Source organism: Streptomyces noursei (assembly GCF_016917755.1).
Taxonomy (GTDB): Bacteria; Actinomycetota; Actinomycetes; order Streptomycetales; family Streptomycetaceae; genus Streptomyces; species Streptomyces yunnanensis.
The window spans coordinates 6,413,175-6,432,265 of sequence record NZ_CP070326.1; the positions used below are offsets into that span (position 1 = coordinate 6,413,175).

The following is a 19,091-nucleotide window of genomic DNA, read 5'->3' on the forward strand; positions in this document are numbered from 1 at the left end:
GGAAGGCGTACGGCGGAGATGGCCCAGCAGGACAGTGATCAGCAGGAGAGCGTCGAGTTCATCGACGACGTCACGGACGCCGAGGAGCGCGAGGCGGCCCACCGGGAGCGCGGCACCTCCCGTCCGATCACCGTGGTCGGCAACCCGGTCCTCCACAAGGAGTGCAAGGACGTCACCGCGTTCGACGACGAGCTGGCGCAGCTGATCGACGACATGTTCGCCAGCCAGCGCACCGCCGAGGGCGTCGGCCTGGCCGCGAACCAGATCGGCGTGGACCTCAAGGTCTTCGTCTACGACTGCCTGGACGACGAGGGCGTCCGGCACGTCGGCGCGGTGTGCAACCCCGTCCTGGACGAGCTGCCCGCCGGCCGTCGGGTGCTGGACGACTCCAACGAGGGCTGCCTGTCCGTCCCCGGCGCGTACGCCGAGCTGCCCCGCCCCGACTACGCGGTGGTCCGCGGCCAGAACGCCGAGGGCGAGCCGATCGTGGTCCAGGGCACCGGCTACTTCGCGCGCTGCCTCCAGCACGAGACCGACCACCTCTACGGCTACCTCTACATCGACCGGCTCTCCAAGCGGGATCGCAAGGACGCGCTGAAGCAGATGGCCGAGCGGGAGCCCCGCTACCCCGTCGTCCCCAACGACTGAGACGACGGCGCGGCGGGGCTCCGGCCCTGATCCGGACCGGCCCTACGCGTCGTTCTGGTAGGCGGCCCAGACCTGGGGCGGGAGCGAGGTGCCCAGCCCGGTGTCGGGGCCGCCGACGCCGTTCAGCGGCAGCAGCTGGGGCGCGCCCGGTTTGTTGCGGAACAGAGTGATCGCGGTGGTGGGCTCGCCACCGTCACCCCGGCCGGAGGCCCGGTCGGCGCGGACACCGGCCCCGCCGGGTCCCGACCCGGCCCACCCCGCGCCCCAGTCGGCGGCGCCGGCCGGCGGCGGGGAGCCGACGAACCACGCCGACTTCATCCGGTCCTTGGCCTCGCTGACCCCGGCCGCGACCGGCTGCCGCACCGGCGTCCCGCCCGGCACGCCCAGCGCCCGCCAGCCCAGCCCCGACAGCGTGTTGGTCATCTCCTGCGCGACCGCCGGGGTGACCACCCGCTGCGGCTCGGTGCGCTCGAACCCGGTCACGGCCTTGCCCTGGTGAGTCATCTTCGCGACCGCGTACGGCTCGGCGTGCAGCCCGCCGTTGGCGAAGGTGGTGTACGCGCTGGCCAGCCGGACGGCGCTGGGTGCCGAGGTGCCCAGCGGGAAGGTCTGCTCCAGCTGCGCCAGGCTCTCCTTGCGCAGCCCGAGGCCGAGCGTCAGGTCCCGGATCCGCTCCAGTCCGAGTTGCTTCCCCGCCTGCACGAACGGGATGTTGTCGCCCTGCATCAGGGCGCCGCGCAGCTCCTCGGCCCGGCTGGGGGCGTCCACCGGGCGCGGCTGGTCGCCGTACTGCTCGGCCTCCTGCTGGAGGGCGGTGGCCAGCACGAACGGCTTGAAGGCGGAGCCGGCTGGCACCGCCGTGGTGTCGGCGTTGTTGCTGAAGTGCCGGGTGGCGTCGGCGCCGCCGTAGAGCGCGACGATCGCGCCGTCGCCGGGGCGCACCGAGGCCGCGCCGAACTCCACGAAGGTGTCCGCGGCGCGCTTCTTCGGATCGAGGCTCTTCGCGCGGACGCCGTCGACCGCCTGTTCCAGCCGGTGGGTGCGCTGTTTGTCGAACGTGGTGTGGATGCGGTAGCCGCCGCGGGCCAGGTCCTTGTCGGTCAGCCCGGTGGCGCTCTTGACGAACTTGTTGGCGATGTCCACGAGATAGCCGATCTGGCCGGCCTGGCTGGTGGGCTTGGCCACCGGGTGCGGCTCGGGGAAGTCGCGGTACTGCGCCCGCTCCTCCTGGCTCATCGCGCCGGTGGCGACCAGCCGGTCGAGGATCCACTTCCAACGGGCCACCGCCCGGGCGTGGTTGGCTTTGCTCAGCCCCGGGTCGTACTGCTCGGAGCCCTTCAGCACGGCGGCCAGCAGGGCGCCCTGGCTGGGATTGAGGTCCTTGGCGTCGATGCCGTAATAGGCGTGCGCCGCGGCCTGTATGCCGTTCGAACCCCGCCCGAACCAGCTGGTGTTGAGGTAGCCCCGCAGGATCTCCGGCTTGGACTTCCGGTTGTTGACCTTCAGCGCGATGATGAATTCCTTCACCTTGCGGGTGGCGGTCTGGTCCGGCGAGAGATAGGTGTTCTTCACATACTGCTGGGTGATGGTCGAACCGCCCTGGGTGTCCCCGCCGGAGAGCATGTTCACCACGGCCCGGCCGATGCCGGTGAGGGAGACCCCGTGGTCCTCGTAGAAGGTGGCGTTCTCCGCCGCTATCACCGCGTTCTGGACGTGCTTGGGCACCTTGTCGAGGGTGACGTTCTGCCGGTTGACGGCGCCAACGCTGACCATCTGGCTGCCGTCCGCCCAGTAGTAGACGGTGGCCTCGCGGGCGGCCAGCGCGTTCTCGTTGGGGATGTCGGTCTTCGCGTAGACGAACGCGAACAGCCCCGCCAGAGCGGCGAGGACGAAGGTGAACGTGCCCAGCCACAGGCGCCATGACGGCAGCCAGCGGCGCACCCCCTTGCGGCCGAGACGGGGGTAGTCGATGTATCGGCGACTTTTCTTCCTGCCCTCCATATCTGCGTAGATGTGGTGGCACGGGCTCCGGTTGCCGCTCCGGCCACCCGCTAATCGAACGCTCACATTCGGCGGGTGGCCGGACGACAGGTCGGGCGGCCGGGATCAGAAGTCGTCGTCGAACGAGACCGAGCCCTCGACGGCGACCTGGTAGGCCGAGGCGCGCCGCTCGAAGAAGTTGGTCAGCTCCTGGACGTTCTGCAGCTCCATGAAGGAGAACGGGTTCTCCGAGCCGTACACCGGGGCGAAGCCCAGGCGCTGCAGCCGCTGGTCGGCCACGCACTGGAGGTACTCGCGCATCGAGTCGGTGTTCATGCCCGGCAGGCCGTCGCCGCACAGGTCGCGGGCGAACTGCAGCTCCGCCTCCACGGCCTCCTTGAGCATGTCGGTGACCTGCTGCTGGAGCGCGTCGTCGAAGAGGTCGGGCTCCTCCTCGCGGACGGTGTCCACCACCGAGAACGCGAAGTCCATGTGCATGGTCTCGTCGCGGAAGACCCAGTTGGTGCCGGTGGCCAGGCCGTGCAGCAGGCCGCGCGAGCGGAACCAGTACACGTACGCGAACGCGCCGTAGAAGAACAGGCCCTCGATGCACGCCGCGAAGCAGATCAGGTTCAGCAGGAAGCGGCGGCGGTCGGCCTTGCTCTCCAGCTGGTCCAGCTGGTCGACGTGGTCCATCCACGTGAAGCAGAACTCCGCCTTCTCGCGGATGGACGGGATGTTCTCCACCGCGGCGAAGGCGGCGGCCCGGTCGTCCGGGTCGGGCAGGTAGGTGTCCAGCAGCGTCAGATAGAACTGGACGTGCACCGCCTCCTCGAAGAGCTGACGGCTCAAGTAGAGCCGCGCCTCGGGGGAGTTGATGTGCTTGTACAGCGTCAGGACGAGGTTGTTGGCCACGATCGAGTCGCCGGTGGCGAAGAACGCCACCAGACGGCCGATGAGGTGCTGCTCGCCCGGGGAGAGCTTGGCGAGGTCGGCGACGTCGGAGTGGAGGTCGACCTCCTCCACGGTCCAGGTGTTCTTGATCGCGTCCCGGTAGCGGTCGTAGAAGTCCGGGTAGCGCATGGGACGCAGGGTCAGCTCGAACCCCGGGTCGAGGAGGTTCTTACGGCCGCCGGCGGTGACGGTGTGGGCGGCGCCGGCGTTCTTCTCGGGTGCAGTGGTCATGATTACTGGCATGCCTCGCAGGACTCGGGGTTTTCCAGGGAGCAGGCGACCGCCTCGGGGTCGGCCACCGGCAGCTGTGCGGGGACGGACGCGGCGCGGGCCGACTGGGCGATCCGGGTCGCCGGCCGCGAGCGCAGGTAGTAGGTGGTCTTGATGCCGCGCTTCCAGGCGTAGGCGTACATCGAGCTGAGCTTGCCGATGGTCGGCGACGCCATGAAGAGGTTGAGCGACTGGCTCTGGTCCAGGTACGGCGTGCGGTCCGCGGCCATGTCGATCAGGGCGCGCTGGGGGATCTCCCAGGCGGTGCGGTAGCGGTACCGGACGTCCTCGGGGATCCAGGCCAGCTCCTGGACGGAGCCGTTGGCCTCCCGCAGCGCGTCCCGGGTCCGCGCGTCCCACAGGCCCAACTCCTTGAGCTCCTCGATCAGGTACGTGTTGACCTGGAGGAACTCACCGGACAGCGTCTCGCGCTTGAAGAGGTTGGAGACCTGCGGCTCGATGCACTCGTAGACGCCGGCGATGGAGGCGATGGTGGCGGTCGGCGCGATGGCCAGCAGCAGCGAGTTGCGCATCCCGGTCGCGGCGATCCGGGTGCGCAGCGCCGTCCAGCGGTCCGCCCAGCGCGGTTCGGCGTTCGGGTAGTGGTCCGGGTGCAGCACGCCGCGCGCCGTACGGGTCGCGGACCAGGCCGCGTGCGGGCCGTGCCGCTCGGCGAGGTCGGCGGACGCCTCGTAGGCGGCGAGCATGATCCGCTCGGAAATACGGGTCGACAGCTCGCGTGCCTCGGCCGAGTCGAACGGCAGCCGCAGCCGGAAGAAGACGTCCTGCAGGCCCATCAGGCCCAGACCGACCGGCCGCCAGCGGGAGTTGGAGGCGGCGGCCTGCTCGGTCGGGTAGAAGTTGATGTCCACGACCCGGTCGAGGAAGGTCACCGCGGTGCGGACGGTGGCGTCCAGCCGCTCCCAGTCCATCTCGCCGTCCGCGCCCAGGTGCGCGGCGAGGTTGACCGACCCCAGGTTGCAGACCGCGGTCTCCCCGTCGTCGGTCACCTCCAGGATCTCCGTGCACAGGTTCGAGGAGTGCACGACCCGGCCGGGCTCGGCGGTCTGGTTGGCGGTGCGGTTGGCGGCGTCCTTGAACGTCATCCAGCCGTTGCCGGTCTGCGCCAGGGTGCGCATCATCCGGGAGTACAGCACCCGCGCCGGGATCTGCTTGAGGGCCTTGCCCGCGGCCTCCGCCGCCCGGTAGGCGGCGTCGAACTCCTCGCCCCACAGGTCGACGAGCTTGGGCACGTCGGACGGGGAGAACAGCGACCAGTCCGCGTCCGCCTCCACCCGGCGCATGAACTCGTCCGGGATCCAGTGCGCGATGTTGAGGTTGTGGGTCCGGCGGGCCTCCTCGCCGGTGTTGTCCCGCAGCTCCAGGAATTCCTCGATGTCGGCGTGCCAGCTCTCCAGGTAGACGCAGGCCGCGCCCTTGCGGCGGCCGCCCTGGTTGACCGCGGCCACCGACGCGTCCAGGGTGCGCAGGAACGGCACGATGCCGTTGGAGTGCCCGTTGGTGCCGCGGATCAGCGAACCGCGGGCGCGGATCCGGGAGTACGACAGGCCGATCCCGCCGGCGTGCTTCGAGAGCCGGGCCACCTGGTGGTAGCGGTCGTAGATCGAGTCCAGCTCGTCCAGCGGGGAGTCCAGCAGATAGCAGGAGGACATCTGCGGGTGGCGGGTGCCGGAGTTGAAGAGCGTGGGGGAGGACGGCAGGTAGGAGAGCGTGCTGGTCATCCGGTACAGCTCGGCGACGTCCGCGAGCGCCCGCGCCGAGTCGTCCTCGGCGAGCCCGCAGGCCACCCGCAGCAGGAAGTGCTGGGGCGTCTCGAGCACCTTGCGGGTGGTGGGGTGCCGCAGCAGGTAGCGCGAGTGCAGGGTGCGCAGCCCGAAGTACCCGAACCGGTCGTCGGCGCCGGCCTCCAGCGCCCCGTCGACCAGCGCGTCCAGCCGCTCGGCGTGGGTGCCGACGAAAGCGGCGGTGACGTCCGCGATCAGCCCCTCCTGGTGGCCGACCGCGATCGACGCCGAGAAGGAGGTGGCGCCCTGGCCGGCGGCCTCCTCGGCGATGGCGAGGGTGAGCAGCCGCGCGGCGAGCTTGGAGTACTGCGGCTCGTCGGCGATCAGCCCGGCCGCGGCCTCGATGGCCAGCGACCGCAACTCGGCCTCGTCGGACCCGGGGTGCCGGCCGCGCAGCGCGGTGGCGGCCACCTTGCCGGGGTCGGTCGCGGTCAGGTCCGCGGTCAGCTCGGTCAGCGTCCGCAGCAGGGCGGTGCCCGGCCCGTCCGCGTGCGCGGGAGGCGCGGCCACCACGGGCTGCACGACCTCGGCGTCTGACGCTGGCTCCGTTGGCGCGATGGTCACCTGATGCTCTCCCTCACTCGGCGGGGGCCGGGAGGGGTGGCGGCATGACGGGAGCCGTGCGGGCAGGGGGCACCCCGCGGCGAACCGGAGGTGCGCGGGTCGGCCGCGCGGCGTCCATCTGCCCATCCCTCGGGGCCCGGACGTATCGACGCCGCACCGATGGCGGTGCGGGCGTACCGTCGGCAGGTCTTCGGACTGGGGAGCGCGCGACCGGCCCTTGAGGAAAGGGCCGTGGTCCGCGCTCGCACACCGTTGCGGGACAGTTCCGGATTCGCACCGGATTCCCCTGCGGCGACAGCGAGGACGAGCATACATCTTGTGTCGCTCCCCGCACGCACCCCCACATCTTGTGTCGCCGCCTCATACCATTCCCCCAGGTGTACGAAGCGCCGACCCGCCCGGATCCCCTCCGAAACGCCTCGGAACCCCGCCGAAACCCCGCCGGCGGCCCGCCCGAACGCGACCCGGAGCCCGCCGGAACACCGCTCAGACCAGCTCGCGGGCGAACGCCCACAGCGTCAGACCGGGCACCGGGGCCCAGTCCCGCTCGGCCGCCCGCGCGAACCCCAGCCGCCGGTAGAGCCGGTGCGCCGGCAGCAGGTGCTGCTGGCTCGACAGCACCATCCCGCGCAGCCCCAGCTCCCGCGCCCGCCCCAGACAGGCCCGCACCAGGGCCTCCCCGATGCCGCGCCCGCGCCCCTCGGGCCGCACCGCCAGCATCCGGAACTCGCCCTCCCCGGGCCCGGCCAACTCCGCGTACGGGCTGCCGTGCGCCGCGAACGTCACCGCCCCCAGCACCGTCCCGTCCACCCCGTCCGAGGCCACCAGCACCTCGGCGTGCTCCGTGCGGTGCGCCACCTTCCGCAGCTCCGCCGCGTATGGATCGTGCTCCCCGCCGTGCAGCAACCCCTCGGCCAGATACACCTCCGCCACCAGCTCCCCGACCGTCTCGAACTCCGCCTGGCGTATGGGCCTGATCGTGATGTCCATGGGGTCAGTGTGAACGAGCCAACAGGTATGTGCGGCCGGGGTGTTGGGTGCGGAGGTCACTGTCAGTGGTCGTCGCTATGGTCGGTAGCGGCTGTTGTTCCACCCCGCCCGCGCTCCGGAAGGAGGAGGTTCCATGGCCCCGCCCGCCGATCGGCCGTTCCGCACACCCACCGAGCAGTTCGAGGAGACGGCCCGGATACACGCCCGCGAGGAGGAGGGCGCATGGCTGGAGCTCGTCAACGGGCGGACGAGACCCAAGGCCAGGATGGACGGGGGCCGCGGGATGGCCGTCGAGTGGCTGACGCGCGGATCTCTCGCGCAGCGTCCCGAACTGTGGCTCCACTCGGCCCAGGGGCTCAAGGGGGGGCCGTGCCAGAGCGATCGGCTCCGGGCGGACGGCGCGCTCGCACCCAGCGAAGCCTTCGTCCGACAGGGCGAATGGGGGGACCCGGAGTCGGTGTTGATGGTGGCCGAGATCACGGCGTACGCCCCCGAGACCGACCGGTGCTCCCGGGAGGAGAAGCCCGCTGTGTACGCGGCGACCGGTGTCCCGGTCTATCTCCTGGTCGACCGGGAGGTGCGGGAGTTGATCGTCCGCAGTCGGCCGCGCGGCGCGCGGTACGTGGAAGTCCACACCGTGCCGTTTGGCGACCGGCTCGCCCTCCCGTCTCCCGTCGGCATGGTGTTCGACACCCGGCGGCTGGAGGACTGCGCTTCCCGACCGCGTGCCTCCCCCGCATAGTGGAGGGCTGCCGCGCTCCGGGGGAACGCGGCAGCCCTCCGCCGTAGTTGATGCCCGTCAGTGCCCCGCCGGCGCCCCCGTCGTCGCCGGCGGCAGGTCGGCGGTGACACCCTTGTCGCCGAGGTCGGCGGTGTAGTCGGCCGGGACGGTCTCGTCGGTGCCCTCCGGGGCCTTGAGGGCCTTCAGGACGACCGTCAGGACGACCGTCACCACCACGTTCAGCACGAAGGCGGTGAGGCCGATGTAGCCGATCTCGCCGATCCCGGGGATCTCCGCGCTGGAGCCGCCGAAGTGCTTCTGGGTCGGGCTGGCCACCCCGTACGCGGCGAGGGTGCCGTAGACCATGCCGATCGCCCAGCCGGCCAGCAGCGCCCAGCGGTGGAACCACCGGGTGAAGAGGCCGCCGACCAGCGCCGGCATGGTCTGCAGGATCCAGATGCCGCCCAGCAACTGGAAGTTGATCGCGACCGTCTTGTCCATGGTGAGGACGAAGACCAGCGCCCCGACCTTGACCAGCAGGGAGACCAGCTTGGCGACCTTGTGCTCCTGCTCGGGCGTGGCGGCGGGCTTGAGGAAGTCCTTGTAGACGTTCCGGGTGAAGAGGTTGGCGGCGGCGATCGACATGATCGCCGCGGGCACCAGCGCGCCGATGCCGATCGCGGCGAACGCCACCCCGGCGAACCAGCTGGGGAACATGTCCGCGAAGAGCTGCGGGATCGCCAGCTGCGCATTGCCCCGGGTGTCCGTGCCGGCCTTGATCGCCATGAAGCCGAGCAGCGCCAGAAGGCCCAACATCAGGGAGTAGAGCGGCAGGATGGTGGTGTTGCGGCGGATGACGTTGCGGCTGCGCGAGGAGAGCGTCGCGGTGATCGAGTGCGGGTACATGAACAGCGCCAGCGCCGAGCCGAGCGCGAGCGTCGCGTACGCCCACTGGGCGTTGGGGCCGCTGGCCAGTTCACCGCGGGGTTTGCCGGTCGGCCCGTGCACGGCGAGCGTTTCCTTGGCCGAGTGGAAGATCTCGCCGAAGCCGCCCAGCTTGATCGGGATGTAGATGATCGCCACCACGATGACGAGGTAGATCAGCCCGTCCTTGACGAACGCGATCAGCGCGGGCGCCCGCAGGCCCGAGGAGTAGGTGTACGCGGCCAGCACGGCGAACGCGATCAGCAGCGGCAGGTCCTTGACGAACCAGTTGGCGTGCTCGCCGCCGCCGACCCCCATCACGTCCAGCACGGCCTGGATGCCGACGAGTTGGAGCGCGATGTAGGGCATCGTGGCGAGCAGGCCGGTGAGCGCCACCGCCAGCGACAGGCCCTTGGAGCCGAAGCGGCCACGGACGAAGTCGGAGGTGGTGACGTACCCGTGCCGGTGCGAGACCGACCAGAGCCGGGGCAGGAAGGTGAAGATCAGCGGGTAGACCAGGATGGTGTACGGGACGGCGAAGAAGCCGGAGGCGCCGGCCGTGTAGATCGCCGCCGGCACGGCCACGAACGTGTACGCGGTGTACAGGTCGCCGCCCAGCAGGAACCAGGTGATCCAGGTGCCGAAGCTCCGCCCGCCCAGGCCCCATTCGTCGAGGCTGGCGGACTGCTCGGCCCTGCGCCAGCGCGCGGCCAGGAAGCCCATGACCGTGACGGCGAGGAAGAAGAAGACGAAGACGGCGAGCGCCACGCCGTTGATGCCCCGGGAGGCGGCGGCGAGCGTCGTGACGGGGGTCGTCATCGGACCGCACCCCCCTTGCGGGCGCGCTGCTCACGCTGAACCAGCTTGTAGGCCACGGCGGTCAGCGCCGTCGAGATCAGCACCCACGCCATCTGGTACCAGTAGAAGAACGGGATCCCGATCAGCGTCGGCTCGATCCTGGCGTACGAACTCACCCACAACATCGCGATGAACGGGGCGAGCAGGCACAATCCGGCCACCACCCGCGTGGGGGTGACGACCGGTCTGCGGTCCGGTGATGCGGCTTTCTCGGCCATGACCGTGGCTCCCGTCCCTGGTGAACTCCTGTGTAATCGGCTGGAAATCTAAGCCAGGGCAGTGGCGCGCGTCACTAGCTGTCCGCATATCGGTATGGGGCGGTTACCGCAGGGGAGTTGGGCGGAGAAGGCGCCGGGCCGGCCCTCGTGGGGTGACGCGGTGGACGGGCGGCGGTGCGGCCGGGGCCCGTACGGCCCGGCCCGGTGCGGCGTGCGCGGGCGGGTTCAGTCCGCCGGGCGCTGGAGGCGGGCGACGAACTTGTAGCGGTCGCCGCGGTAGACCGAGCGCACCCACTCCACCGGCTGCCCATGGGCGTCCAGGGAGTGCCGGGAGAGCATCAGCATCGGCAGGCCGACGTCGGTGCCCAGCAGCCCGGCCTCGCGCGGGGTGGCCAGCGAGGTCTCGATGGTCTCCTCGGCCTCCGCCAGCCGGACGTCGTAGACCTCGGCCAGCGCGGTGTAGAGCGATGTGTACTTGACGAGGTTGCGGCGGAGCGCCGGGAACCGCTTGGCCGACAGGTGGGTGGTCTCGATGGCCATCGGCTCGCCGCTGGCCAGCCGCAGCCGCTCGATGCGCAGCACCCGGCCGCCGGGGACGATGTCCAGCAGCCCGGCCAGCCGGTCGTCGGCGGTGACGTAGCCGATGTCCAGCAGCTGGGAGGTCGGCTCCAGACCCTGGGCCCGCATGTCCTCCGTGTAGGAGGTCAGTTGCAGCGCCTGGGAGACCTTGGGCTTGGCGACGAAGGTGCCCTTGCCCTGGATGCGCTCCAGGCGGCCCTCGACGACCAGCTCCTGGAGGGCCTGGCGGACGGTGGTGCGGGAGGTGTCGAACTCCGCGGCGAGGGTGCGCTCGGGCGGCACCGGGGTGCCCGGCGGCAGGGTCTCGGTGATCTCCAGCAAATGCCGCTTGAGCCGGTAGTACTTGGGCACCCGGGCGGTGCGTGTGGCGCTGCCGCCGTTCTCGGCGCTGCCCACCTCGGTGTCCATGACCCGCCTCTCCGATGCCTGTCGTGCTGCCGTCACCGGCTCCTCCGTACGTAGCGGCTCACATCGTGGCACGGACGGGGTGTCCGGGGATCCACGCGGGTCCCGCCCCGTCAGATGTCGGTCCGGTAACGGACCTGACAGCGACTCTTATACACCCTTGACACCCCTAAAGGTCTAGGCCAAGCTGCGGGAACTGGTCTAAACCATTAAAGCCAAACCCGTCCTTGAGGGGGAGAGCGCGATGAAGCGTGGGCTCATAGCGGCGACCGCGGTCGCGGGAATGCTGGTGAGTGTCGCTGCCTGTGGGTCGAGCGGCGGAAATGCGGGTGCCGACGGCTTCAAGGGGCAGAAGCTGACCGTATGGGTGATGTCCGGCTCCAATCCGGACCAATGGACCAGGCAGGTGTCCGAGCAATTCGAGAAGAAGACCGGCGCCACTGTGGAATTCAAGGTCCAGCAGTGGAACGGCATTCAGCAGAAGCTGAGCACCGCGCTTTCCGAGGACACCCCGCCGGACGTCGTCGAGATCGGCAACACCCAGACCGCCGCCTACGCCAAGGCCGGCGCCCTGGTCGACCTCGGTGATCTGAAGAAGGAGATCGGCGCCGACTGGAACGACGCCTTCAACAAGGCCGCGATGGTGGACGGGAAGCAGTACGCCCTGCCGTGGTTCGCCGGCAACCGCGTGGTGATGTACAACAAGAAGATCTGGGCCCAGGCCGGGATCGCCAAGCTCCCCACCACCCGCGCCGAGCTCTTCCACGACCTTGACGCCATCAAGCAGAAGACCGACGCCGAGCCGCTCTACCTGCCCGGCCAGAACTGGTACTTCCTCGACGGCCTGACCATCGGCACCGGTGCGCAACTGGTGAAGAAGGAAGGCGGCAAATGGGTCTCGAATTTCTCTGACCCCAAGGTCGCCAAGGCAATGGACATCTACAAGCAGTACCAGGCGTTCAGCACCGCCCCCAAGAACAAGGACGAGGCCACCCCACAACAGGGCGAGATCTTCGCCAAGGGGAAGACCGGTGCCATCATCGCCATGGGTTACGAGGCGGCCACCGCCATCAAGGCCAATCCGAAGATCAAGGACGACATCGGATTCTTCACCATTCCGGGGGAGAGTGCCGCCAAGCCCGAGGGTGTCTTCCTCGGCGGCTCCAACTTCGCCGTCGCCGGAATGAGCAAGAACCAGGAACTCGCCAAGGAATTCCTCAAGGTCGCCCTCTCCAAGGACAACGACGCCCAGATGGTCAAGGAATCCGGCTGGACGCCCAAGTCCCCGGCCCTGGCCGGCGCCGCCAAGGACAACCCGGCCGCCGCGGCCGCCGCCCCGGCCGCCGAGAAGTCCGGCGGCACCACCCCGCTGATCCCGCAGTGGGCCGCGGTCGAGAACGTGCCGAACCCGATCAAGAACTACATGACCGCGGTCCTGAACGGTAAGGCCCCGACCGACGCCGCCAAGGACATCGAGTCCGAGCTGAACGCCCGGCTCGCCAAGCAGTAGCCGGCCACCGGACGCGTACGGGCGGGGCGTCCCTGCCGCCCCGCCCGTACACCCGGTACAGCGACCGCGGCCGCCGCCACCGCGCCGGGTCGGCCCCCGCGGGACCGGCGGCCGCCTCCACGGGCACCACAGGCGCATCCACGGGAACGAGGGGACCACACGCTCATGGCAGTGCAGCTCGACGAAGCGGCGGGGAGGACCGCGCCGCGGACCGGCAAGGGCGGCGCACCGCCGGCCCGGAGCGGCGCCGGCGGCCGGCGGGCCGCCCCCTACCTCCTGCTGCTCCCTGCCCTGCTCGCCACCGCGGTCTTCCTGGGCTGGCCACTCGTCCGCAACCTGGTGCTCTCCTTCCAGAACCTCAACATGAAGGAGCTGATCCAGCACCTCACCGACTGGCGGGCGCTGGGCAACTACCAGGAGACCCTGGGCAGCGAGCAGTTCTGGCGGGTCACCGTCCGCACCGTCGTCTTCACCGCCGTCAACGTCGTCCTGATCATGGTGCTGGGCACCCTGCTCGGACTGCTGCTGGCCCGGCTGGGCAAGAAGATGCGGCTGACGCTGTCGGTGGCGCTGGTGCTGGCCTGGGCGATGCCGTCGATCGCCGCCACCACCGTCTTCCAATGGCTCTTCGACTCCCGCTACGGCGTCGTCAACTGGGTGCTGGACCACCTCGGTTGGCACTCCATGGCCCGCTACGACTGGGTCGGCACCCAGCTGTCCACTTTCTTCGTCATCACCGTCCTGATCGTCTGGCAGTCGCTGCCCTTCGTGGCCCTCAACCTCTACGCCGCCACCACGACGATCCCCAAGGAGCTCTACGAAGCGGCCCGGATGGACGGCGCCGGCACCTGGAAGATCTTCACCTCCGTCACCTTTCCCTTCCTGCGCCCCTTCTTCATGGCCACGACGTTCCTCGAAGTCATCTGGGTCTTCAAGGCGTTCCCGCAGATCTTCGCGATCAACCAGGGCGGCCCCGACCGGCTCACCGAGACGCTGCCGATCTACGCCTTCACCGAGGGCGTCGGCAACCTCCACTTCGGGATGGGCGCCGCGATCTCCGTGCTGACCATCGTGGTGCTGCTCGGCCTCACCGCGTACTACCTGCGCCTGACGCTCAAGCAAGAGGAGGACGCGCTGTGAAGCGCTCACTCGCCGGCCGGATCTGGCCCAACGCGACAGCCGCCGTCCTCGCGCTCGTCTTCGCCTTCCCCGTGTACTGGATGTTCGCCACGGCCTTCAAGCCGACCCAGGACATCCTCAGCGAGGACCCGGTGTGGTTCCCGTTCCACGGCACCTTCTCGCACTTCGCGACGGCCGTGGCCGCCCCGAACTTCTGGCGGCTGGCCGGGAATTCCGTCCTGGTGACCGTGGTCGCCGTCGGGCTGTCGCTGGTGATCGGACTGTGCGGCTCGTTCGCCATCGCCCGGATGCGGTTCAAGGGCCGCAAGGGCATCCTGCTGACCTTCATGGTCGCCCAGATGGCGCCCTGGGAGGTCATGGTGATCTCGATCTACATGATCGTCCGGGACGCGGACCTGCTGAACAGCCTGCTGCCGCTCACCTTCTTCTACATGCTGATGGTGCTGCCCTTCACCCTCCTGACACTGCGCGGCTATGTCGCCGCGGTGCCCAAGGAGTTGGAGGAGTCCGCGATGGTGGACGGCTGCTCGCGCCGCCAGGCGTTCGTCAAGGTCGTCCTGCCGCTGCTGGCCCCCGGCCTGATGGCCACCTCCCTCTTCGGCTTCATCACCGCCTGGAACGAGTTCCCGCTCGTGCTGGTGCTCAACAAGGAGCCCGGCGCCGGCACCCTGCCGTTGTGGCTGTCCCAGTTCCAGACCCAGTTCGGCAACGACTGGGGCGCCACGATGGCCGCCGCCTCCCTCTTCGCCCTCCCGATCCTCGTCCTCTTCCTGTTCCTGCAACGCAAGGCCGTCGGCGGTCTGACCTCCGGCGCGGTGAAGGGATAGCCATGGCCACCGTCACCCGCTCCATCGACACCCTCACCCGGGACGCGCTCGCCGTCCTCCAGCCCGGCTTCACCGGCACCACCGCGCCGGACTGGCTGCTGCACCGCCTCGACGAGGGACTGATGACCGTCGCCCTCTTCGGTCGCAACGTGCACGACCCCGAACAACTCGCCTCCCTCTCCGGCCGGTTGCGCGACGTCCGCGGGGACCTGCTGATCGCCATCGACGAGGAGGGCGGCGACGTCACCCGCCTCGAAGTGCGCGGCGGCTCCTCCTTCCCCGGCAACCTCGCGCTCGGCGCCGTCGACGACACCGAGCTGACCCGCGCCGTCGCCCGCGAACTCGGCCGCTGCCTGGCCGACTGCGGCATCAACGTCAACTGGGCCCCCTCCGCCGACGTCAACTCCAACCCCGCCAACCCCGTCATCGGGGTCCGCTCCTTCGGCGCCGCCCCCGACCTCGTCGCCCGGCACACCGCCGCCTACGTCGAGGGGTTGCAGTCCGCCGGCGTTGCCGCCTGCACCAAGCACTTCCCCGGCCACGGCGACACCGCCACCGACTCCCACCACGACCTCCCCCGCATCACCGCCGATCTGACGATGCTTCAGGAACGCGAACTGGTGCCGTTCCGCGCCGCGGTGGCCGCCGGCACCCGCGCCGTGATGAGCGCCCACATCCTGCTGCCCGCCCTGGACGCAGAACGCCCCGCCACGCTCAGCCCCGCCGCCCTGCACGGCCTGCTGCGCGCACCCGTCACCGAAGGCGGCCTCGGCTTCGAGGGCCTGATCGTCACCGACGGCATCGAGATGCGGGCCATCTCCACCACCTACGGCATCGAACGCGGCAGCGTCCTGGCGCTCGCGGCCGGGGCCGACGCGATCTGCGTCGGCGGCGGACTCGCCGACGAGGACACCGTGCTGCGGCTCCGCGACGCGCTGGTCCGCGCCGTCCGGGAGGGCGAACTGCCCGAGGAGCGGCTCGCCGACGCCGCGGCACGGGTCCGCGCCCTGGCGCACTGGACCACGGGTGCGGGCGCGGGGGAGGAAATCGCGCCGGCACCCGGGATCGGCCTGACCGCAGCCCGCCGCGCCCTCCGTCTGACCTCCACCACCCCCTGCACGCCGCTGACCGGCCCCGCCTACGTCGCCTCCTTCACCCCCCTCGCCAACATCGCCGTCGGCGACGAAACCCCCTGGGGCGTCGCCGCCGAACTCTCCCGGCTCCTCCCCGGCACCGAGACCGCCGCCTACGCCGCAGAGGACGCCGCGGCCGGCACCCGCGCCCTCGTCGACACCCTGCTCACCGCCGCCGGCGAACGCCCCGTCGTGGCCGTCGTCCGCGACCTGCACCGCCACCCGTGGATGGCCGACGCGCTGCACGCCCTGCTGACCGCCCGCCCCGACACCGCCGTCGTCGAGATGGGCGTCCCCCAGGCGCCACCCCAGGGCACCCCCCACCTCGCCACCCACGGCGCGGCCCGCGTCTGCGCGCAGGCCGCGGCCGAGGCCCTCACCGGCCGACGGCCGAACTGACCGGCCCTGACGTCAGCCTCCCTGACGGGTGAGCCGCACCACGCGGCACACCCCTGACGTCAGCGGCCCCGAGGGCGCGCACCCCCTGACGGGGCGTGCGCCCTCCCCGGCGGCCCCTCCCCGACGGGCGGACATGCCCGCGGGTGGGGGCAGCCGCCAGGCGGGGCGACCGCGTGGGGCGCGTCGCCCCGCCCCGCGACACGCACAGGGCCCGTACCCGCGCCGGCCCCGCGGGGGCCCGGCACCGGTACGGGCCCTCGGGCCGCCGGTGGGTTCTTCTAGAGCCCCTGCCACTCCGGCTTGGCGGCGTAGGTCGCGCGGAAGTACTCGGCCAGCTTCAGCTTCGACGCCGCGGCCTCGTCGACGACCACCGTGGCATGCCGGTGGAGCTGGAGCGCCGAGGCCGGCACCAGCGCGGCGACCGGCCCCTCGACGGCCTGCGCCACGGCGTCGGCCTTGCCCTCGCCGGTGGCGAGCAGCACCAGGTGACGGGCCTCCAGGATGGTGCCGATGCCCTGGGTGATGACGTGGTGCGGGACCTCGTCCAGGCTGTCGAAGAAGCGGGCGTTGTCCTCCCGGGTCTGCTGGGTGAGGGTCTTGATACGGGTACGGGAAGCCAGCGACGAGCAGGGCTCGTTGAAGCCGATGTGCCCGTCGGTGCCGATGCCGAGCAGTTGGAGGTCCACCCCGCCGGCGTCGCGCAGTGCCTTGTCGTACGCCTCGCAGGCGGCCTGGACGTCCTCCGCCGCGCCGTCCGGCCCCATGAACGCGCTCTCGTCGAGCCCCAGCGGCTCCACCACCTCGCGCAGTACCACCGAGCGGTAGGACTCGGGGTGCCCGGCGGGCAGGCCCACATACTCGTCGAGCTGGCAGATCCGGGCCCGCGAGGCGTCCACCGCACCGGCCCGGACCTTCGTCGCCAGCGCCTCGTAGATGGGCAACGGGGTCGAGCCGGTGGCCACCCCGAGCAGCGCCTCGGGCTTGCGGCGCACCAGGGTGGCGATGGCCTCCGCGATGAGCTCGCCGCCTGCCACGGCATCCGGGACGATGACAACTTCCACGCTTGGCCTGCCGTTCTGGAGAATGGGCTATGTGGTATAGACCAATCTAGCAGAGGCAGGCCAACGCGACCCCGTGGCGCTGCTGAACAAAAGCGCACGTTTTCCCCACTTCTCCCCCTCGCCCCGGTGACCGGACCGAGGCCCTGAGTCCGGGCGCCGCATCCGGCATACGGTCCGGAACCGGCATACGGGTGGGAACGAGCATGTGGGCAGGGTCGGGCGCGTCGATCGGTGCGCCCGGCCGGGTGCGCACTCGGGTCGCGGCAATCGCGCGGGGTGGCGCCGTCGCGGAGGCCGATCGGAGGTCTATCCGTCGCCTGCCGCCTGCCGCCTGCCGCCTGCCGCCTGTCGCCTGCCGCCCATCGCCTGCCGCCCGTTGTTCGTCAGAGCAGGGCGCCGCCAGTGGCATCTATCCACTGGCCCGTCACCCACCGGCTGTCGTTCGAGGCGAGGAACCCCACGAGGTCGCCGATGTCGGTGGGGTCCGCCACCCGCCCCAGCGGCGAGCGCGCTCCCGTCGCCGTGCGCGCCTCGGCGTTCCCCTCGCCGCGCAGCCAGGCGGCGTTCATGTCCGTGTCGACCGCGCCGGGTGCCACCGCGTTGACCGTGATGCCGCGAGGGCCGAGCTCCTGTGCCAACGAACTGGTCAGTATGTCGATCGGGCCCTTGGACATCGCATAGGCGATCAGATCGGACTTGGCGGCGCTGCGCGTCAACCCCGTGGAGACGTTGATGATCCGTCCGCCGTCCCGCAGGCGGGACAGCCCCTCCTGGATCACGAAGAACGGCGCGGTGGCGTTGACCGCGAAGAGGTGCTCGATATCGCCGCGCGTGATCGCCTCGAACGGGCGCAGGGTGCCGTCCAACGCCTTGTTGATCCCTGCGTTGTTGACCAGGATGTCCAGCCCGTCGGCCTGCGCGTCGAACGCGGACCACAGCGCCTCGGCGTCCCCCGGTACCCCCAGCTCGGCGCGCACGGTGAACGCCTCGCCGCCCGCCGCCTCGATCGCCGCGACCGTCTCCTTCGCGGCCGTCTCGTCGCTTGCGTAGTGCACGCCGACCCGCGCGCCGTCCCGCCCCAGTCGCTCCGAGATCGCCCGGCCGATGCCCCGGCCGCCGCCCGTCACCAGTGCCGTCTTCCCGCTGAGTGCACCCATCTCGGGCCCTCCCCTTCGTCTTCCGCGCCCGTGCGTCTCGTCCGCACGCGCAACGCGCCGTCCGGCGAGCCTTTTCTGTAGTGCTCGCTACATAAAAACCGTAGCACGCATTTCTTATCGACCGCTATAGAATTCACTCCATGGTGGCCAAGGAGACCAAGCAGCGTGGCCGGCCCAGGTCGTTCGACCGTGACACGGCCCTGGAGAAGGCGCTCCGTTCGTTCTGGGAGCACGGATACGAATCGACGTCCATCTCCGACCTCACCCGCGAGATGGGGATCAGCGCCCCCAGCCTCTACGCCGCCTTCGGCGACAAGCGGGCCCTGTTCGACGAGGCGATCACCGTCTACGGACAGCTGTACGGCGGCTTCATCTCCCGCGCGCTGGCCGAGGAGCCGACCGCCCGCCGCGGCGTCGAGCGGGCGCTGCGCGAGGCTGCCGCCGAATACACCGTTCCGGACCGCCCGCGCGGCTGCATGGTCATCAGCGCCGCGCTGAACACCGCACCCGCCTCCGCCGAGGTCGCCGCGTCCCTCCGGGAGAAGCGGCAGACGAACGTCCGGGAGATCGAGCGGGCGATCCGGGCCGACATCGCCGTCGGCGAGGTCCCCTCCGGCACGGACGCCAACGCGCTGGCCGAGTACGTGAGCGCGATCCTCGCCGGGATGTCGCAGTCGGCGCGGGACGGCACGGACCGGGCGACGCTGGAGGCGGTCGCCTCGCTGGCGATGAACGCCTGGCCGCGCGAGGGGGAGCGGGGCTAGATCTTCGGCCGCCGGCCCCGAAAGCACCCGCGGGCCGCGGCGCCGGGACAGGACCCTCAACCTGTCCGGCACCGCAGCCCGGAGCTGACATCGGCCGGCCTCGTACTACGGACGGGAGGCGCCCCCAGTGCGGTAGGGGACGCGGCCCCGTCCCGGGGCCGGTCGATCGGAGGCCCGGGCGCAG

The 19,091-nt window shown here is 70.8% G+C and carries 16 protein-coding genes and 1 riboswitch; of the genes, 7 read left to right on the forward strand and 9 right to left on the reverse strand.

Features of this window, described 5'->3' with window-relative positions; all coding sequences use genetic code 11:
• Window positions 1–18 precede the first annotated feature (18 nt).
• Window positions 19–648: a peptide deformylase gene (gene def / locus JNO44_RS28145; RefSeq protein WP_205366599.1), complete on the forward strand. Its 630-nt coding sequence runs from the start codon at window positions 19–21 to the stop codon at window positions 646–648.
• Between the two features lie 42 nt (window positions 649–690).
• Here def and JNO44_RS28150 read toward each other — a convergent pair whose 3' ends face one another.
• The 4 genes from JNO44_RS28150 to JNO44_RS28165 all read right to left on the reverse strand — a co-directional run bounded on the left by JNO44_RS28150 (window position 691) and on the right by JNO44_RS28165 (window position 7,211).
• On the reverse strand, window positions 691–2,649 hold the full coding sequence (locus JNO44_RS28150) for a transglycosylase domain-containing protein (protein ID WP_205366600.1): 1,959 nt from the start codon (window positions 2,647–2,649) through the stop codon (window positions 691–693).
• A 105-nt stretch (window positions 2,650–2,754) separates the two neighbouring features.
• Window positions 2,755–3,813, reverse strand: coding sequence for a ribonucleotide-diphosphate reductase subunit beta (locus JNO44_RS28155; RefSeq protein ID WP_205366601.1), 1,059 nt, complete (start codon window positions 3,811–3,813; stop codon window positions 2,755–2,757).
• A 2-nt stretch (window positions 3,814–3,815) separates the two neighbouring features.
• Window positions 3,816–6,221, reverse strand: coding sequence for a ribonucleoside-diphosphate reductase subunit alpha (locus tag JNO44_RS28160; protein WP_205366602.1), 2,406 nt, complete (start codon window positions 6,219–6,221; stop codon window positions 3,816–3,818).
• 164 nt (window positions 6,222–6,385) lie between these two features.
• Window positions 6,386–6,538, reverse strand: a riboswitch (cobalamin riboswitch).
• A 169-nt stretch (window positions 6,539–6,707) separates the two neighbouring features.
• Entirely contained in the window at window positions 6,708–7,211 is a 504-nt protein-coding gene (locus tag JNO44_RS28165; RefSeq protein WP_205366603.1) for a GNAT family N-acetyltransferase, read from the reverse strand.
• A gap of 133 nt (window positions 7,212–7,344) precedes the next feature.
• Here JNO44_RS28165 and JNO44_RS28170 point away from each other — a divergent pair, with 133 nt between their 5' ends.
• Window positions 7,345–7,953: a Uma2 family endonuclease gene (locus tag JNO44_RS28170; RefSeq protein WP_205366604.1), complete on the forward strand. Its 609-nt coding sequence runs from the start codon at window positions 7,345–7,347 to the stop codon at window positions 7,951–7,953.
• 57 nt (window positions 7,954–8,010) lie between these two features.
• Here the strand turns inward: JNO44_RS28170 and mctP are convergent, their stop codons facing one another.
• The 3 genes from mctP to JNO44_RS28185 form a co-directional block, all read right to left on the reverse strand.
• A complete protein-coding gene (mctP, locus tag JNO44_RS28175; RefSeq protein ID WP_205366605.1) occupies window positions 8,011–9,675 on the reverse strand; it encodes a monocarboxylate uptake permease MctP in 1,665 nt (554 codons plus the stop codon).
• Window positions 9,672–9,932 (reverse strand): DUF3311 domain-containing protein, encoded by a 261-nt coding sequence (locus JNO44_RS28180; RefSeq protein ID WP_205366606.1) that lies wholly within the window; start codon window positions 9,930–9,932, stop codon window positions 9,672–9,674. The genes mctP and JNO44_RS28180 overlap by 4 nt, the downstream gene beginning before the upstream one ends.
• Window positions 9,933–10,157: 225 nt before the next feature.
• On the reverse strand, window positions 10,158–10,919 hold the full coding sequence (locus tag JNO44_RS28185) for a GntR family transcriptional regulator (RefSeq protein ID WP_205370660.1): 762 nt from the start codon (window positions 10,917–10,919) through the stop codon (window positions 10,158–10,160).
• Between the two features lie 241 nt (window positions 10,920–11,160).
• On the opposite strand from JNO44_RS28185, the gene JNO44_RS28190 reads away from it, so the two are divergent.
• The 4 genes from JNO44_RS28190 to JNO44_RS28205 all read left to right on the forward strand — a co-directional run bounded on the left by JNO44_RS28190 (window position 11,161) and on the right by JNO44_RS28205 (window position 15,925).
• Complete coding sequence (locus JNO44_RS28190) at window positions 11,161–12,426, forward strand: extracellular solute-binding protein (RefSeq protein ID WP_205366607.1); 1,266 nt, start codon at window positions 11,161–11,163, stop codon at window positions 12,424–12,426.
• Window positions 12,427–12,591: 165 nt separating this feature from the next.
• Window positions 12,592–13,566: a carbohydrate ABC transporter permease gene (locus JNO44_RS28195; protein ID WP_205366608.1), complete on the forward strand. Its 975-nt coding sequence runs from the start codon at window positions 12,592–12,594 to the stop codon at window positions 13,564–13,566.
• Window positions 13,563–14,393, forward strand: a complete 831-nt coding sequence (locus tag JNO44_RS28200; protein ID WP_205366609.1) for a carbohydrate ABC transporter permease — start codon at window positions 13,563–13,565, stop codon at window positions 14,391–14,393. The genes JNO44_RS28195 and JNO44_RS28200 overlap by 4 nt, the downstream gene beginning before the upstream one ends.
• Window positions 14,394–14,395: 2 nt before the next feature.
• On the forward strand, window positions 14,396–15,925 hold the full coding sequence (locus JNO44_RS28205; RefSeq protein WP_205366610.1) for a glycoside hydrolase family 3 protein: 1,530 nt from the start codon (window positions 14,396–14,398) through the stop codon (window positions 15,923–15,925).
• A gap of 278 nt (window positions 15,926–16,203) precedes the next feature.
• Here JNO44_RS28205 and nagB read toward each other — a convergent pair whose 3' ends face one another.
• Both nagB and JNO44_RS28215 read right to left on the reverse strand, forming a co-directional pair.
• Window positions 16,204–16,986: a glucosamine-6-phosphate deaminase gene (gene nagB, locus JNO44_RS28210; protein WP_205366611.1), complete on the reverse strand. Its 783-nt coding sequence runs from the start codon at window positions 16,984–16,986 to the stop codon at window positions 16,204–16,206.
• A gap of 383 nt (window positions 16,987–17,369) precedes the next feature.
• Window positions 17,370–18,143 (reverse strand): SDR family oxidoreductase, encoded by a 774-nt coding sequence (locus JNO44_RS28215; protein WP_205366612.1) that lies wholly within the window; start codon window positions 18,141–18,143, stop codon window positions 17,370–17,372.
• A gap of 140 nt (window positions 18,144–18,283) precedes the next feature.
• Between JNO44_RS28215 and JNO44_RS28220 the strand changes: the two genes are divergently transcribed.
• Complete coding sequence (locus tag JNO44_RS28220) at window positions 18,284–18,907, forward strand: TetR/AcrR family transcriptional regulator (protein WP_205366613.1); 624 nt, start codon at window positions 18,284–18,286, stop codon at window positions 18,905–18,907.
• Window positions 18,908–19,091 lie beyond the last annotated feature (184 nt).

What these genes read in the sequence shown, in the direction of transcription:
- def (WP_205366599.1), top strand. Translation starts at nt 19, where the DNA reads ATGGCCCAGCAGGACAGTGATCAGCAGGAGAGCGTCGAGTTCATCGAC.
- JNO44_RS28150 (WP_205366600.1), bottom strand. Translation starts at nt 2,649, where the DNA reads ATGGAGGGCAGGAAGAAAAGTCGCCGATACATCGACTACCCCCGTCTC.
- JNO44_RS28155 (WP_205366601.1), bottom strand. Translation starts at nt 3,813, where the DNA reads ATGACCACTGCACCCGAGAAGAACGCCGGCGCCGCCCACACCGTCACC.
- JNO44_RS28165 (WP_205366603.1), bottom strand. Translation starts at nt 7,211, where the DNA reads ATGGACATCACGATCAGGCCCATACGCCAGGCGGAGTTCGAGACGGTC.
- JNO44_RS28170 (WP_205366604.1), top strand. Translation starts at nt 7,345, where the DNA reads ATGGCCCCGCCCGCCGATCGGCCGTTCCGCACACCCACCGAGCAGTTC.
- mctP (WP_205366605.1), bottom strand. Translation starts at nt 9,675, where the DNA reads ATGACGACCCCCGTCACGACGCTCGCCGCCGCCTCCCGGGGCATCAAC.
- JNO44_RS28180 (WP_205366606.1), bottom strand. Translation starts at nt 9,932, where the DNA reads ATGGCCGAGAAAGCCGCATCACCGGACCGCAGACCGGTCGTCACCCCC.
- JNO44_RS28185 (WP_205370660.1), bottom strand. Translation starts at nt 10,919, where the DNA reads ATGGACACCGAGGTGGGCAGCGCCGAGAACGGCGGCAGCGCCACACGC.
- JNO44_RS28190 (WP_205366607.1), top strand. Translation starts at nt 11,161, where the DNA reads ATGAAGCGTGGGCTCATAGCGGCGACCGCGGTCGCGGGAATGCTGGTG.
- JNO44_RS28195 (WP_205366608.1), top strand. Translation starts at nt 12,592, where the DNA reads ATGGCAGTGCAGCTCGACGAAGCGGCGGGGAGGACCGCGCCGCGGACC.
- JNO44_RS28205 (WP_205366610.1), top strand. Translation starts at nt 14,396, where the DNA reads ATGGCCACCGTCACCCGCTCCATCGACACCCTCACCCGGGACGCGCTC.
- JNO44_RS28215 (WP_205366612.1), bottom strand. Translation starts at nt 18,143, where the DNA reads ATGGGTGCACTCAGCGGGAAGACGGCACTGGTGACGGGCGGCGGCCGG.
- JNO44_RS28220 (WP_205366613.1), top strand. Translation starts at nt 18,284, where the DNA reads ATGGTGGCCAAGGAGACCAAGCAGCGTGGCCGGCCCAGGTCGTTCGAC.